Here is a 14,162-nt window from a genome sequence, read left to right on the forward strand (position 1 = left end):
GTGAAGAAAATCATGATTTATATGAAAATCTGCGAGTTATCCGAAATGGGCTTTTCTAAGTCGGCAATTGCGAGAAAGTTGGACATTTCAAGAAATACCGTTTCTAAATATCTAAAGAGTACATCTGAAGAATTTGAGGATTATTTAGTCTCCTTACAATCACGTAAAAAGAAGTTGGATCCCTACAGGGATGTCATTGTTGGATGGTTGAAGAAATATCCTGATATGAGTAGTGCCCAGGTCTACGACTGGTTGAAAGAGAATCAGGGGTTGAATGAAGATAATATTGTGGAGAATACTACTAGGAATTATGTGAATGAGTTACGTGCTGCATATCATATACCAAAAGTGTCTGAACAAAGAGTTTATGAAGCAGTTCCGGATAGTCCGATGGGTTTTCAAGCACAAGTAGATTTCGGTCAAGATTTGGTGACTTGTAATGACGGAAAGAGAAGAAGGCTTTATTTTATTGGGTTTGTATTATCCAATTCTAGGTATAAGTACATTGAATTCTTAGATAGACATTTCCATACAAGAGATTTAGTCCGCTGTCATGAAAATGCTTTTGAGTTTTTTGGAGGCATGCCTGAAGAAATGGTATATGACCAAGATGCTTTACTAGCTGTAAGTGAAAATGCGGGTGACTTATTATTTACCAAGGAATTTGATAATTACCGTAAACTAAGAAAATTTTCTATTTATTTATGTAGAAAAAGCGATCCCGAATCAAAAGGGAAAATAGAACAAGTCGTCAAGTTCGTGAAGCATAACTTCATGAAGAATCGTGAGTTTCAAGACATCCATTTGTGGAATCAACAAGCCATTCAATGGCTTGAGAGAACCGGAAACTACAAAGTGCATCATAATACAAAAAAAAGACCTTCTGAAGTGCATACAGTCGAAAAACTGCACTTAAGAAAAGTCTCTTCAAAATTCTCTTTCGAGAATTCCCTAATAGAAAGTATAACAAGAACAATTCAAAAGGACAATGTCATACGCTTTGAATCCAATCGTTATTCCGTACCTACAGGTACGTACGATGCGAAAACTAAAAACATGGCATATTTAGAAGTAACCACAGATGACCACCTAAATATTCGATTACAGACATCTGGAGAATTAATCGCGAGACATTTACTCTGTAGTTCGAAAGGACAATTAGTTTATGATCCAACTCATCATAAGAAACCAAGTCCAAAGAAAACGCTATTGAGAGACGAAATTGTGATTAGGTTTTCTAATAAAGAATTGATTTGTTGGTTTTTAGATGAATTGAATAAGAAGTATCCAAGACACTTATTAGACCAGTTGAAAGTATTACAAATGGTCATTCGAAATCATCCAGAGCATATAAATGAAGCGCTGGAAACTGTGAAAACTTTGCATATGATTAGTGCTAATGACTTCAGAGATGTCGCTTTCACGCTACATAAAGAATCACAGATGCAAGTAAAAGAAGTAATTACCAATTCACCAAAATATCAAGAATATAAGGCAGCAGAACGATCAGAAGATTACTACACCGATTTATTATCTGGGGGTAAAAGGTCATGACCTCTCCTATTGAACTATTACAAGAAAAATGTAGAACCTTGAGACTCGCTGAAACCGCAAAAGAGCTTCCCGCTCTTTTGCGTAATGCAGAATCGGGCAGTTGGACTTATCACGAGTTTATTAATGAACTCCTTACCCATGAAATGGTGTGCAGAGAAAAAAAGACCATTCATCGACTAATGCAATGGGCAGACTTTCCCTATCCAAAAACACTGGCAGATTATCGACTGGAAGAACAAAATGCGATTGGCGAGAGACAGTTTAAATTATTAAAAGATTTAAATTGGATTGAAGAGATGTTTACCCTAATTCTAATGGGCCCACCTGGGACAGGCAAAACACATTTGTCCGTAGGACTAGGCACTTTGGCTATTGAACATGGATATCAAGTGACCTTCGTTTCAATGGGAGAACTAATATATATTTTAAAAAGCAGTGATTACGTTAGTAAATCAAAGACACGCTATAAACGTATTACAACATCAGATTTAATAATTATTGATGATGTTATGTATATGACTGTAGATCCAAAGGAAGCAAGCCTGTTTTTCCAGTTTATATATGACATGTATGATAAAACCGCATTTATATTAACTTCGAATAAGGGTCCAAATGAATGGGGTAAATTTTTAGGAGATACCTCACTGACAACCGCTATATTGGATCGCCTTCTACATCGAAGTGAGGTGATTTCCTTCGGAGAAGACGAAGAAAGTATGCGTATGAAGTACAGAAAGACTTTGTTTCCCGAAGTAAGTGCTCAAACTTAATTGTGGAAAATTGATCAAACTTAATTTGTGAAAACTGCTCAATTCTACTTGACGGTTACACCAGTCCCATTGAAGGACTTCCGAAATCACGTGAGAAGCATTTTTTGGCAAGAAATTATTCGAGAAATGACCGGGTCGGAAAAAGTTATATTGAGCAATATTATGAAGATTTGTTAAAAGGACAGAAAACAATCGTCAAGAATATTAAAGATCGTAGCGGCCGTGTCGTCGAAACGAAAACAATTCGACAAGGAGAACCTGGCAAGGATCTTATTCTGACGATTGATAGTGAACTGCAACAGACACTTGAAAATATCGTATCGAATAAGCTGTTAGAGTTGAAAAGGGGACCAAATACAGGAGAATTGGACAGGGCTTTCCTAGTTATGATGAACCCGAATAACGGTGAAGTGTTAGCACTGGTAGGCAAGCAGGTCATGACGAATAAAGAAACAGGCAAGCTCGAAATATGGGACTACGCATTTGGGACGTTTACTGCAAATCATGAAGCGGGATCAACAGTTAAGATGGCGACGCTTCTTACGGGGTATCAGGAAAATGTGGTACGTATCGGCGAAACGAAAATAGATGAACCAATTAGAATCGGTGGTATTACAAAAAGATCACTGTTTAATCAAAACTCTAGGGAAGCTGTAACGGATATTGAAGCAATCGGTAGATCTTCGAACGTATATATGTTCCGTATTGCAATGGCCATGGCGAATTCTAACAATAGCTCTGGAGAATCGGAACGTAGTATTGAAAATGCATATGATACGTTCCGACAATCTTTTACGTCTTTCGGACTTGGAACAAAAACCGGCATAGACTTACCGGGGGAGTCAGGCGGTCTAATTGGCGATAGCGATTCAATAGGTATTTTAATGGATTTATCCATTGGACAGTTCGATACTTATACAACACTTCAACTGGCCCAATACGTCTCAACAATTGCAAATGGCGGGTATCGTATAGCTCCGAAAGTGTTAAAAGAAATACGCGAACCATCTGAGGACGGTCAAATTCTTGGATCTCTAATTCAAGAAACAGAAATCAATGTCTTAAACAGAATTCAGAGTATAGATGCAGAAATTGATCAAGTGAAGCGTGGAATGCATTATGTGTATTATGCACCTAAAGGAACGGCACCGAGAATTTTCGATGGAAAAGGCTATGATGGGGCAGGGAAGACGGGAACCGCACAAGCCTTCAGTTCAGGGAAATCGACAATCAATCTATCCCATGTCGGGTTTGCTCCTTACGAAAATCCGGAAATTGCTTATGCGGTCCTTATCCCGAACATTACTACAAAGCCAGGAGACCACACGAATGGCGCTCAAAATAAGATTATCCAGCAAGCTGTAGACGAATATTTTAAACTAAAAGTAAAAAGAGCTAAAGAAGAAAATTCTACAGTAGCCGAGCAACCAATCATACAGGCACCTAAAAAAGAACCTGGAAAATAAAATTAGGGAAACCATTATTCAGGTTTCCCTAATTTTTCAGTAGATAAGAACCGTAACGGTTTAGATTTCACCTAAGCCACCTAAATTCAGACGAAAAATGGTCATTGTAAAGTTTTGTATATCATTTTATTCAACATAAGGGCAGGTTAATACAACAAGAGTGTTAACTTTTGTTGTAAAGATGGGATTAAGGAGGGAGGTAATATCGTGGGGATCTCTAAGAAAAAGAGCCCGAAAGAGTGGATTATGATCTTAATAACAGTTTTCGTAAATTGTTGGTGGAGCAACGTATTATGGTTTATTCTATACCCCTAAAAATTCACTAGAACTATATCGAGCACTTGCATTTGCAGATGATATTGAAGGGGTAAAAAATCTAATGTTAGAGGGGTATGAAGGTAATCTCAAGGAAGAAGACTTTGAGTTTATAAAAAGATCGGATACGTCTCCAAATAGCATAAGTCAATTCACTCTTTTTGAATATGATGTAAGAACTTTTGAAATTATGACTTCACCAGGCACAAAAAGGTTAGAAGTGATAGCAGCTGATGAATTGCAAAAAGATATCAGGAATTATTTTCTTAAATTAGCTCTATAAACCGTAGTTGGATAATGAATTATTAAATTAAGTTTACTTTGAATGGTATAAATGAAATATAATCAAATGAAGGGGATAAAAATGATTAAAAACCTTATGTCCTTATCTATTATAACCTTAGGAATATATATTGTTTTAGGTTCCTGGCTTATTTCAAAGTCATTAAAATTTGATCCGGTCAATGAAATATAGGAAGAACAATTTAGATATGAGTTAATCTCACCGAATGATAATAACATCATTATATTTGATAAACAAAGAGCAGAATATTGGCGGAAGTATATTGAAATTAATGAGGGACGGAATGATTGGGAGAAAAATACATCACCAATTACTACAACATCAAAATAAATTCATAATGTTGATTAACTAACGGGTGCATTAGTGGAAGATCATTGAGTTGCAATACAGCTCATTATTTTTGTTTAACTAAAAGGAGTATTTTGGAAATTACTAAAGTGTAGAATAAGGTGGGTGTCATAAGTTGGTCAGAAGGCGCGGTTATTTTGAAATACAGGTTGTGGGCAAACCGCTAAGCTGTCCCCTCTGTGACGGGACTATTTATAGTCATCGGGAAGTATATATGGATGTAGCACGGTTTGTTGATGAAGATCCAAAGCAGCAATTAACACTGCAGTCTTTTACATGTAAAGATTGTGGTAATATTCAGCAGTTCCAACAACTAACGAAAGGTGTGGAAACGAATATCGTTTACATACAGGTAGATTAGATATGGTAGAAGATTTAAGCTGTGAGGAAAGTCAAATTACGATTTTGAACCGACCGCTCATTTGTCTTTTTTGCGAGCATGATGTATTTATTCCGTACACAACTTACAGAAATGTGGAAAATCCAGGTATTGATGTGTTTCATGTAAACTATACGGCAGTTTGTACGCATTGTGGCGGCGTGACACAGTTTGGAGATCCAAGCTACTTTAATCGAGAGGGTGTTTACGTCTGGGCTTTTGATCAAACTCTCCTTCATGCACGCCCTCCGGAGCCACCTGTTATCCGCATTGTAGATGATGCAACGTTGCAGGCCCAAAAAAAGTGCTTAGACTTAGCACTTCAGCTGCTTGTGCAAGAAGGAAATGTAGACAATTTAGTGTTTTCTTTAGCCGAGGCGGAACATTTTTTTGAAATAGTAGCATTATTGAAGTCTGAACCGTTTTATGTAGTTGAAGAAATCAGTGCTGAAACATGTTTAGCAACGGCACTACATCAGTTAATGACGTACCATATTATTGACAGTGAACAATTACTCTCCACGGTACAAAATGAAAGCTATCCAGGTATTGAGCCACTTTTAAAGCAGTATATAAAATGAAAAGAACGTGTAATTCCTATTCTATAGGAGCTACACGTTCTTTTTTAACCTTTAGTTTTTAGTCGAATGCCAATTAAAGTTGGTTACTTATCCTTTCGCATTAAAATCACGATGAATTGCACAATGAACGCCAGTCCCAAACCGAAGGAGGAAATGATGAATAAAGATAAGATTCCCAGTACATCTCCCATTCCGTTCGTGTTCACTATTAAACTTCGGAAAAACTCTGCAAAAGCAAGAACGACACCAACCATAAAAATTCTGAAAGCAATCTTCAAATTGTAAAACAACAGTAAGAAAGAGAAAATCCCAATGGTTAATCCAAAAACACCAAACGTTAAGTAGTTTTTAAAAATCAGTGTTTGGCCTAGAATCGTACGTACACCTACTATAAGAAGGACGAAACTTGTAAGTCCGGAGAAAAAACCAATCTTCCATAATCTATTTAACATAAATCCCACCTACTTTCGTTATTCATCATATCGAATAGTGAGGTGATTATGCCAATGAAAGCATTGTGGATGTGAAAATCCCGCTTTCCAAATTAGGAAAGCGGGATTTATTCATTCATTAATTACTTTTTTGCGACAATGACAAGTTTACCTTGGTCGAGTTCTTCCTCAGCGGTAGCAGCTTCTTCTTTTGAAAGACCTGCGCCTTCCATCTTACTGCGTAGTTCATCGCCGCGTGAAGAGAACATATTTTTCATGCTATCCAAGAAACCTTGTTCTTTCATACCGGCTTTTTCTGTATCGAGAGCATCCGTGATGTGGTCTCCTCTTTTTTTGTCATGTGCAAAAACATAAATTTCATCATGAGTATATCCTTGTGTTACCAAATCCTCGATTTCTTTCTTTGCCTGAACGGCGTTTTCAACGGTTTTTTGTACAGTCATTAAAATTACCTCCATTTTTTTATCTCCTTTTTTATATACCTCCAAAAGGCAAGGTCTAAACAAAAAAATGAAAGTGCTGATCAACTGCGTAAATTTTTATAGATGTGGATGAAATAAGTTGGGTCTGTATCGACTTCATAAGTGAAGACACCTTGGGTTGTATGTAAATAGAAGAAGCCTGCTCCGCTGGAAAACGGCTTATAGGACATATCGTGTACGTGTTCTAATTTGAAGGTGTTTCGTGAAGTTGAAATCGAGTCAGCATATAAGTGGATGCTATGTACGGTTCTCTCTGTCTTTTGGTCATACCAACCCATAATTCGTTCGACTGAAATATATGTAAGTGTGGCAACAGTTTGCTTGATTGATTCCTTCATTGAGATTCCTCCGTGATTACAATTTGTACTTATCATTATCCCCATCCTAACAGGTATTTATCAATAATACTAAAAGCGGGAATTTTTGTATGTGTGAAAGTTCGTCAACGGGGAATGGACTGTATAAGGAGGTAGATATGATGAAGAAAATTTCTGTTTTCATCTTGACCTTGGCATTTTCCTTCGTACTTGTTGCTTGCGGGAACGCTGAAAAGGATAATAATCAGGCAGTGGACGAACCTGTTACGGGTGAGAAAAGTAATGGAGCAATAAATGATGTAACAACAAATGATGTAACGGACCAGCCCAAGGGAACTGAGAGTACAAAAACGGAACAAAATAATACTGTGGCAAATCAAGATGATATGCAAAAAAAGATGGGTGACCTTGAGTATGTCGATTTTGAATTAGGGGTTGATTATGCGGATCATCAAGAATATGAGGCGGAACTTGAAAAGAACAGTGATGATTCGATCGATGCAGAAATAGAGGATTCGCTTAATAATGTGAAGAAAAAGGGATCGGAAGCATTTAATGAACTTTATCCAATGGTGAAACAATTGACAATTACGCAACAAACGAACAAACAAGATGCAATTCAAGAAGTGATGAAAGTATTCAATTTACCAAAAGATTATACAGAATTTGAGGTGGAAATCCGCTTTAAAGACGGAACAAAAATTGAATTTGAAGATAAAAGATAACTACTGTATTGCTCCAATGAATGGGTTATGTAAAATGGTGTTGAAAGTCTCCTAGGCATATGTGCTTGGGAGATTTTTTGTGGATTATTATTCCAGTAGAATCAAATATCAATAATGAGAATTTTGCTCAATAAATGTTACAGAATTGTTAATTGTAACTTTTACAAAAGAGATTTCTTGACTGGATAATTCACTCGCACTACAATGAGTAATGTGAGGTGAATAGGGCGTGAGAATTCGGAAATTCAAGTTGAATGAAAGTGGATTGAACCGCTTTTTTGGACCTCTTGAGGCTAAGATAATGGACATTTTATGGAATGATGTTGAAATGACAATCAAAGATGTTCAGCAGGTACTTGAAAGGGAAAAGTCGACGAATTTCAACACTGTAATGACGGTTATGAATCGATTAGTGGACAAGGAAATTCTTCGAAAAAGAACAGATGGACGATCGTTTTTATATAAACCAGTTCTTTCAAGAGAGGAATTTTTGTCTACGCAGTCGAAAGAAATGACAAATGAGCTGATGGATGAATTTGGGAACGTTGTCGTAAGCCACATGCTGGATGCTCTAGAAGACGTAGATGATGCTCTCGTCGCCAAGCTCGAGGAAAAAATCAAAGAATTGAAAAAGGGTATGTAGTATGTACAAACGCCAATCATCTAGCATGTTTATCATATCACTCGCAATTTCGGCAATAATTTTTTTTCAGATGGGCTTGTATCTTCTTTCAATAGTAGCAGGCTGGGATGTTGGGTATAATCTCGTTGTCGTCTGCCACGGTTGGATGAGAACAATCGGGTTGTCGTCTCTTGAATATGTACTCGATGCCTTCGTCGTTTATACATTGTTAGTTACTAGTTGGAAAATCGGATCACAACTGTATTATGCTTCACGAATGAAAAAAAGATTTGAGCAATATAAAGAAAATGGGCTCTCAATCGAAATGAATCAGACTTATAGCAATGGAGAAGATGAATTCATCGTGATTTCACATCCATCACCACTTGCGATTACAATGGGTTTTGTTCAACCTAAAATTGTACTATCGACGGGATTAATAAGCCTCTTAAACAATGAGGAATTAAAAGCCGTCATTTCTCATGAGATGTACCATAAAGAAAATAAAGACCCTTTCAACATTTTTTTGATGTCACTTTGTTCATCCACTATGTGGTATCTTCCGATTCTAAAATGGTTTAATCAGAACTATAGAATTATGAAGGAATTGTTAGCAGATGAATATGCAATCGAAAAACAAGAGACGTCTGTAAATTTAGGGAGTGCACTTTTAAAAATGCTTAAAGTGAGCAAAAATCAAAAAATGCCTTTTGCCTATGCGTCATTTGCTGATACATCCGTTAATTATCGAATTGATTATATCTTAAATCCAGTAAGGGAAATTCAAATAAAACTCCCTTTAATCGTTACGCTTATGTCGTTAACTATTTTCAGTCTTATCTGTGCACTATTTATTTACGCTTTAGCGTAAATTTTTAACCCATCACACTACGTTGCGTAGTTCAAATTAGGAGTGTTTTTCTTTGTCAAAGAAAATCTTTTGGATTGTTGGATTAGTAGTTATTTGTATTGTAGGCGTTATTGTTTTAACGGATGTTGACCAAAAGTCAGTCGTTATAGATTTAGAAGGACAACCGTTTTTAGGTGAAGAGTCAGCGCCAGTCGAGATTATTGAATTCGGTGATTATAAGTGTCCAGCTTGTAAAGATTTCAATGATAACCTCTTGCCAATTATTAATAAGGAAGTAGTTGAAACTGGGGAAGCAAAGTTTTATTTTATGAATTATTCCTTTATTAATATCGATTCAAATCGATCTGCTCAATTTGCAGAAACAGTCTATCAAGAGCTAGGAAATGAAAAGTTTTGGTCTTTCCATGAATTATTATTTAGTAAACAACCAGATGATTTAACTTTCGAAAATGTTGACCTATATACGGAGTCGTTTTTGGAAGAGGTATTAGCAGAGGTCGCAACTGAAGAAGAAACGAAAACAGTAATGAAGGCGTTCGGAGAAAACGAGGGAAAAGAAGCGTGGGAAAAAGATATGAAAATGGCAAAAGACTTAGGTGTTTCGTCAACGCCGACAATTTTTATTGACGGTAAGCAATTCGTAGGAAAAACGTTAAAAGACTTCACAGATATGGTGGAAGAGGCGGCTGCTAGTGGTAAATAAACCGCTCTTCTTTGCCTGGTTAGTATCGATTACAGCGCTGGTAGGAAGCTTGTTTTTTAGCGAACGGATGGGCTTTGTACCATGCACATTTTGCTGGTATCAGCGGATTGTCATGTACCCCCTTGTTCTTTTTCTAGGCATTGCTTTTTACAGAAATGACCGCGATATCTACAAATACGTGCTTCCGATGTCAATACTAGGCATGCTTATTTCTAGTTATCATTATGCGCTGCAAAAAATACCCTCATTGCATGAATTTAGTGCATGTACGGGCGGAGTACCATGCTCAGGGCAATATATTAATTGGTTTGGTTTTGTAACTATTCCTTTTTTGGCACTCATTGCTTTTACGTTCATTACAGCTATGATGCTAATACTTCGTAAACGAAAATAAACGTATGACAAGAGTCCCCTCCGATTAAGTAGGGGGCTCTTGTCTATGTTGGGTCATTGTTCAGCCCATAAATAATAGTCTTGGCCTTGGAGTGTCTTAAAACCGATTTGTTGATAGAGTCGAAGGGCGTGTTCATTTTTTGTCTCTACTTCAAGCTGGACACTGCATCCTGCTTCATGTTCTTTCTTCACAATATTGCGCAGTGCTTTTCCGCCATACCCTTGGCCTTGGAATTCTGGCAACACGGCAAAGCCATAAATAAAGGCTTCTTCATCTTTTCTGCTCACTCGGATTTTACCAATCTTTTTACTATTCACTTCAATGATGAAATGGTGTTCATCAGGATTTTTTTTAACACGTTCATTGTGAAGCTTTCCATCTGCTTCAGTCATGTTAAAAGCGAGAACGTCGAGTTGTACTTCGAAATTGGAGTCCTCCGGTTGCGATTCGCGCAAGAAAATATCTTTGCTTTCTTCAAGAAGTTGTTCTTCCCAACCCATCTGAAACTCCGAAAAAGTATACGCACACGGCTGATTAGCCAACCATTCTTTTGCGGAAATTGAAGTAGCGGGTGCGTTCAATAAAATCTTTTGGAACCCCTTCTCTTGAATTGATTGCATTGCCCTTAGCCAAAGAGCAGAAAAATGGTGTTTCCTTCTTTCGCACGGCCTAACCATCCCGCACACTTCAACTGTCGATCCGAAACCGTATAATGCCAAATAAGCGACGAGTTCTCCGTGTTCTTCATGAAAGAAATCCATGCTTTGATCATCTCTCTGTCGTAACATGTCCCAATTTAACTTTAGTCGGATGGCATCAACTTGCTCACACTCATTTTGAAGGGTTTCAATTTTGTTTAATTGGTCATCTGTAAGCATCTTATAGCCTCCATTTCATAGCATAAAACTATTATATACAAGTCTACTAAGAAGTGGGAATAATTAATCGGAAGAGGGAGACGGGATTTCTGTCCGGTACAACCGATTTTTTCTGTTTCGTGACAACTTTCACAGAAAGAAGTATGATGAATAAGGTTGTTTCCATCAGTTAGCTGATAAATACTATTGAAAGCGAGTTTATGTATGACTATCATTCAAAATATAATTAGTTTCATATTACATATTGATGAACATTTGGTTGAAATTATCCAAAATTTCGGTTCATTGTCATATGTATTATTATTTTTAATCGTGTTTGTTGAAACCGGTCTTGTAATTTTTCCTTTTTTGCCGGGTGATTCATTACTGTTTGCAAGTGGAGCTCTTGCTGCAATGGGGGCTTTCAATATTGTACTTCTTCTTATCGTGTTCTTTACTGCAGCCGTCATTGGCGATACAGTAAATTATCAAATCGGTAAAAAAGTTGGAACAGCAATTAAGCCTAATAGCTTGATTGGTAGAGTCATCGATCAAGAAAAAATGAATAAAGCAGAGGGTTTCTTTAATAAGCATGGTGGTAAAACGATAGTGATAGCTCGTTTTATGCCATTTATTCGTACATTCATACCCTTTGTTGCAGGGGCAAGTCGCATGAATTACCGCTACTTTTTCATTTATAATGTGGTGGGAGCAGTATTATGGGTTGGAATATGCACAATTGCAGGTTTTTTCTTCGGGAATATTCCTATCATTAAAGATAACTTCTCCACTGTTCTTTTATTAATTATATTTGTGTCTGTTCTGCCTGCTATTATCGGTGTTTTAAAGAGCCGTTTGAAGAAATAATGAATGTATTGCTAACAAGGAAATACCTCTTGAGCGGATGATGCTCAGGAGGTATTTTAAGTTATAATTCATCAGCAAGTAGCGCCGTTTTTTAAGTTTGTGAAGTAGAATCAAAATCAAAATCACCGAGAGTCTCCGTGTATACGGAGACTCTCGGTGATTTTCGTTACTTAAGCAATTTTTTTATATCCTTCATTAATTCTTTAACATAGGATGCATCTACATAATTGTATTCGTTCACAATACGACCATGCTGATCAATTAAATAAAAGTTTGTTCCGTGAATGACTTGATTGGATGTGGTGGGCTTTTGGACAATTGTTTGAAATTGCTCCCTTGCAAATACTTCGATTACTTCTTGTGTATAGCCTGTCAATGCATGCCAATTCGATTCATCATCTGTGAACTGAAGAAGATAGTTTTTTAATGCTTTTGGTGAATCGATTGTTGGGTCGACAGTGAACGATACGAATTCGACTTGAATGCCTTCTCCCTTGATTTTTTTCTGCAAAGAAGCCATTTCATTCGTCATCGGTGAACAAACGGTTTTGCATTTTGTGAAGATGAAATCGGCAATCCAGACTTTACCTGCTAACTCTTCCGTGCCGAATGGTTTTCCGTTTTGGTCTGAATAAGAAAAGGGAACAATCTTTTTTGAGTTTTGAGGCTCAGAACCACAGGCAGAAATAAGTATAATTAGGGCAAGTGAAATAAGTAGATATCGTGTTTTTTTCAAATTACACCTCTTCTTTTTCATCACCGGATAAGCCCGGCAATCCAATAGTTACGACTGTACCTCTTGCTGTGTCGCTGGTCATCTCAAACGTTCCATTGTGTAGTCGAATGATTTCTTTTACAATAGAGAGCCCCAAGCCTGTGCCGCCCGTGGTGCGATTTCGGGCTTTATCTGTCCGGAAAAAACGATCGCCAAGTCGTTCGATATCTTCTTCGTCAATTAGGATCCCGTCGTTTGTCACTCGGTATTGGAGTAAGTTCCTTTTTTTTGTTAGTTCAATTACTAAGATGCCGCTAGTAACGGAATATTTTATGGCATTGTCTATTGTATTGTAAAAGATTTGTTGGATTCTTTTCGGATCTCCAGTCATAATAAGTTCTTCTTCGATGTTTAATTCGAGGAGTAACTTTTTTTCTGTGATGTGAATTGTGAAAAGAGTGATCGTATCTAGCAGTAATTGAGCAATGGCAATGGGCTGCATGTCAATCGTATACAACTCTTCTTGCAGATGATTTAATTCGACAAGGTCAGTAATCAATTTAGACAATCGTTCTGTTTCTTTTTCAATCGTCGTCAAATAGCTTTGTGCTTCTTCAGGTGACGAATATATTTTATTCTTTAGAACATGTGTGTAACCGCTGATATATGTCAGTGGGGTTCGTAGTTCGTGAACGATATTCGAAGAGAACTCCTTCTTGCGCTCTTCCTGTTGTTCAAGTGAAAGGCTCATCAAATTGAATGCCTTCGTCAATTGGCCAATCTCATCATCCCGATCACTTTTAACCCGATTTGAATAGTTCCCTTTGGATACTTCATAAGAAAGTTGTTGAAGATCCTGAAGTGGTCTGAATAGGGAACGCCATGTTTGATTAACGACTAAAAAGAGTGTGAGGAAAAAAAATGAACCGATGGTTAACAATATTGGGATACTTCCCCGGAATACATCTTGTACGGCTGCGAGCGGAACATAGATATAGATAAAACCGATGAGCCCATTTTCACCTTTGATTGGAAAAATAGCTCCTAGAATTTCACGGTCAAGTTCCTGTACGAATCCCTCTTTTAGTACATAGGATCCTTTTTCCAATGTTGCCCGGTCACTTGCATCGACAAGTGTTTCGTAATTGATTTTATAAGGGAAATAGGAGGTGAGATCCTCTAAGTTATCAACAACAATAATTTCGTATTCCGAAACGATATTATACCATTGGATTTTCTCAATGATTTCATCACTTAATTCACCGTAGTGATAGTGAGAGGCCGTTCTTTTACCTTGATACACAATGGAATCCTCAATACTTGCTATATACAATTCAGAATAAAGATAATGAATAAAGAAAAAGGAAAAGAGAATCGTAAATGCGATACTTGAAATCAGTACCACTAGTATTTTTTTGCTTAATGTAAGTTTCCTCATCT

Annotated in this window: 18 protein-coding genes; 12 read left to right on the plus strand and 6 right to left on the minus strand. The window is 37.1% G+C overall.

What is annotated here, in order from left to right:
* From istA to MKZ11_RS11410, 6 genes are all read left to right on the plus strand, one after another.
* Positions 1–1,554 (plus strand): IS21 family transposase, encoded by a 1,554-nt coding sequence (istA, locus tag MKZ11_RS11385; RefSeq protein WP_340793835.1) that lies wholly within the window; start codon positions 1–3, stop codon positions 1,552–1,554.
* Complete coding sequence (gene istB, locus MKZ11_RS11390; RefSeq protein ID WP_340793833.1) at positions 1,551–2,324, plus strand: IS21-like element helper ATPase IstB; 774 nt, start codon at positions 1,551–1,553, stop codon at positions 2,322–2,324. The genes istA and istB overlap by 4 nt, the downstream gene beginning before the upstream one ends.
* Positions 2,325–2,365: 41 nt before the next feature.
* The gene (locus MKZ11_RS11395; protein WP_340796981.1) at positions 2,366–3,790 is read left to right on the plus strand and encodes a peptidoglycan D,D-transpeptidase FtsI family protein; all 1,425 of its coding nucleotides are present in this window, start codon (positions 2,366–2,368) and stop codon (positions 3,788–3,790) included.
* 379 nt (positions 3,791–4,169) lie between these two features.
* On the plus strand, positions 4,170–4,388 hold the full coding sequence (locus tag MKZ11_RS11400) for a hypothetical protein (RefSeq protein ID WP_340794550.1): 219 nt from the start codon (positions 4,170–4,172) through the stop codon (positions 4,386–4,388).
* Between the two features lie 583 nt (positions 4,389–4,971).
* A complete protein-coding gene (locus MKZ11_RS11405) occupies positions 4,972–5,118 on the plus strand; it encodes a hypothetical protein (protein ID WP_340794551.1) in 147 nt (48 codons plus the stop codon).
* 2 nt (positions 5,119–5,120) lie between these two features.
* Positions 5,121–5,717: a hypothetical protein gene (locus MKZ11_RS11410; protein WP_340794552.1), complete on the plus strand. Its 597-nt coding sequence runs from the start codon at positions 5,121–5,123 to the stop codon at positions 5,715–5,717.
* Between the two features lie 83 nt (positions 5,718–5,800).
* Here the strand turns inward: MKZ11_RS11410 and MKZ11_RS11415 are convergent, their stop codons facing one another.
* From MKZ11_RS11415 to MKZ11_RS11425, 3 genes are all read right to left on the minus strand, one after another.
* Positions 5,801–6,169 (minus strand): hypothetical protein, encoded by a 369-nt coding sequence (locus MKZ11_RS11415; protein WP_340794553.1) that lies wholly within the window; start codon positions 6,167–6,169, stop codon positions 5,801–5,803.
* A 122-nt stretch (positions 6,170–6,291) separates the two neighbouring features.
* Entirely contained in the window at positions 6,292–6,612 is a 321-nt protein-coding gene (locus MKZ11_RS11420; protein WP_340796982.1) for a general stress protein, read from the minus strand.
* Positions 6,613–6,692: 80 nt separating this feature from the next.
* Positions 6,693–6,989: a hypothetical protein gene (locus tag MKZ11_RS11425; protein ID WP_340794554.1), complete on the minus strand. Its 297-nt coding sequence runs from the start codon at positions 6,987–6,989 to the stop codon at positions 6,693–6,695.
* A gap of 140 nt (positions 6,990–7,129) precedes the next feature.
* On the opposite strand from MKZ11_RS11425, the gene MKZ11_RS11430 reads away from it, so the two are divergent.
* The 5 genes from MKZ11_RS11430 to MKZ11_RS11450 all read left to right on the plus strand — a co-directional run bounded on the left by MKZ11_RS11430 (position 7,130) and on the right by MKZ11_RS11450 (position 10,283).
* Positions 7,130–7,693, plus strand: a complete 564-nt coding sequence (locus tag MKZ11_RS11430) for a YusW family protein (RefSeq protein ID WP_340794555.1) — start codon at positions 7,130–7,132, stop codon at positions 7,691–7,693.
* A gap of 229 nt (positions 7,694–7,922) precedes the next feature.
* Positions 7,923–8,336, plus strand: coding sequence for a BlaI/MecI/CopY family transcriptional regulator (locus MKZ11_RS11435; RefSeq protein ID WP_340794556.1), 414 nt, complete (start codon positions 7,923–7,925; stop codon positions 8,334–8,336).
* A 1-nt stretch (position 8,337) separates the two neighbouring features.
* Positions 8,338–9,186, plus strand: coding sequence for a M56 family metallopeptidase (locus MKZ11_RS11440; protein ID WP_340794557.1), 849 nt, complete (start codon positions 8,338–8,340; stop codon positions 9,184–9,186).
* A 52-nt stretch (positions 9,187–9,238) separates the two neighbouring features.
* Positions 9,239–9,889, plus strand: a complete 651-nt coding sequence (locus MKZ11_RS11445) for a DsbA family protein (protein ID WP_340794558.1) — start codon at positions 9,239–9,241, stop codon at positions 9,887–9,889.
* The gene (locus tag MKZ11_RS11450; protein WP_340794559.1) at positions 9,879–10,283 is read left to right on the plus strand and encodes a disulfide oxidoreductase; all 405 of its coding nucleotides are present in this window, start codon (positions 9,879–9,881) and stop codon (positions 10,281–10,283) included. The genes MKZ11_RS11445 and MKZ11_RS11450 overlap by 11 nt, the downstream gene beginning before the upstream one ends.
* 53 nt (positions 10,284–10,336) lie before the next feature.
* Here MKZ11_RS11450 and MKZ11_RS11455 read toward each other — a convergent pair whose 3' ends face one another.
* Positions 10,337–11,161: a GNAT family N-acetyltransferase gene (locus tag MKZ11_RS11455; RefSeq protein WP_340794560.1), complete on the minus strand. Its 825-nt coding sequence runs from the start codon at positions 11,159–11,161 to the stop codon at positions 10,337–10,339.
* Positions 11,162–11,365: 204 nt separating this feature from the next.
* Between MKZ11_RS11455 and MKZ11_RS11460 the strand changes: the two genes are divergently transcribed.
* Positions 11,366–12,007, plus strand: a complete 642-nt coding sequence (locus tag MKZ11_RS11460) for a VTT domain-containing protein (RefSeq protein ID WP_340794561.1) — start codon at positions 11,366–11,368, stop codon at positions 12,005–12,007.
* A gap of 166 nt (positions 12,008–12,173) precedes the next feature.
* On the opposite strand, the gene MKZ11_RS11465 is transcribed toward MKZ11_RS11460, so the two are convergent.
* A complete protein-coding gene (locus MKZ11_RS11465) occupies positions 12,174–12,743 on the minus strand; it encodes an SCO family protein (protein ID WP_340794562.1) in 570 nt (189 codons plus the stop codon).
* 1 nt (position 12,744) lies between these two features.
* A complete protein-coding gene (locus MKZ11_RS11470; protein ID WP_340794563.1) occupies positions 12,745–14,160 on the minus strand; it encodes a sensor histidine kinase in 1,416 nt (471 codons plus the stop codon).
* Positions 14,161–14,162: the final 2 nt, after the last annotated feature.

The sequence above is a fragment of the Sporosarcina sp. FSL K6-1508 genome (assembly GCF_038007465.1).
In the GTDB taxonomy this organism is placed as follows: Bacteria; Bacillota; Bacilli; order Bacillales_A; family Planococcaceae; genus Sporosarcina; species Sporosarcina psychrophila_B.

Excerpts from the sequence above, each read along its gene's own strand:
- MKZ11_RS11455 (WP_340794560.1), bottom strand. The coding sequence starts at position 11,161 with ATGCTTACAGATGACCAATTAAACAAAATTGAAACCCTTCAAAATGAG.
- MKZ11_RS11420 (WP_340796982.1), bottom strand. The coding sequence starts at position 6,612 with ATGACTGTACAAAAAACCGTTGAAAACGCCGTTCAGGCAAAGAAAGAA.
- MKZ11_RS11425 (WP_340794554.1), bottom strand. The coding sequence starts at position 6,989 with ATGAAGGAATCAATCAAGCAAACTGTTGCCACACTTACATATATTTCA.
- MKZ11_RS11440 (WP_340794557.1), top strand. The coding sequence starts at position 8,338 with ATGTACAAACGCCAATCATCTAGCATGTTTATCATATCACTCGCAATT.
- MKZ11_RS11415 (WP_340794553.1), bottom strand. The coding sequence starts at position 6,169 with ATGTTAAATAGATTATGGAAGATTGGTTTTTTCTCCGGACTTACAAGT.
- MKZ11_RS11460 (WP_340794561.1), top strand. The coding sequence starts at position 11,366 with ATGACTATCATTCAAAATATAATTAGTTTCATATTACATATTGATGAA.
- MKZ11_RS11470 (WP_340794563.1), bottom strand. The coding sequence starts at position 14,160 with ATGAGGAAACTTACATTAAGCAAAAAAATACTAGTGGTACTGATTTCA.
- MKZ11_RS11430 (WP_340794555.1), top strand. The coding sequence starts at position 7,130 with ATGAAGAAAATTTCTGTTTTCATCTTGACCTTGGCATTTTCCTTCGTA.
- MKZ11_RS11405 (WP_340794551.1), top strand. The coding sequence starts at position 4,972 with ATGGATGTAGCACGGTTTGTTGATGAAGATCCAAAGCAGCAATTAACA.
- istB (WP_340793833.1), top strand. The coding sequence starts at position 1,551 with ATGACCTCTCCTATTGAACTATTACAAGAAAAATGTAGAACCTTGAGA.
- MKZ11_RS11400 (WP_340794550.1), top strand. The coding sequence starts at position 4,170 with ATGTTAGAGGGGTATGAAGGTAATCTCAAGGAAGAAGACTTTGAGTTT.
- MKZ11_RS11410 (WP_340794552.1), top strand. The coding sequence starts at position 5,121 with ATGGTAGAAGATTTAAGCTGTGAGGAAAGTCAAATTACGATTTTGAAC.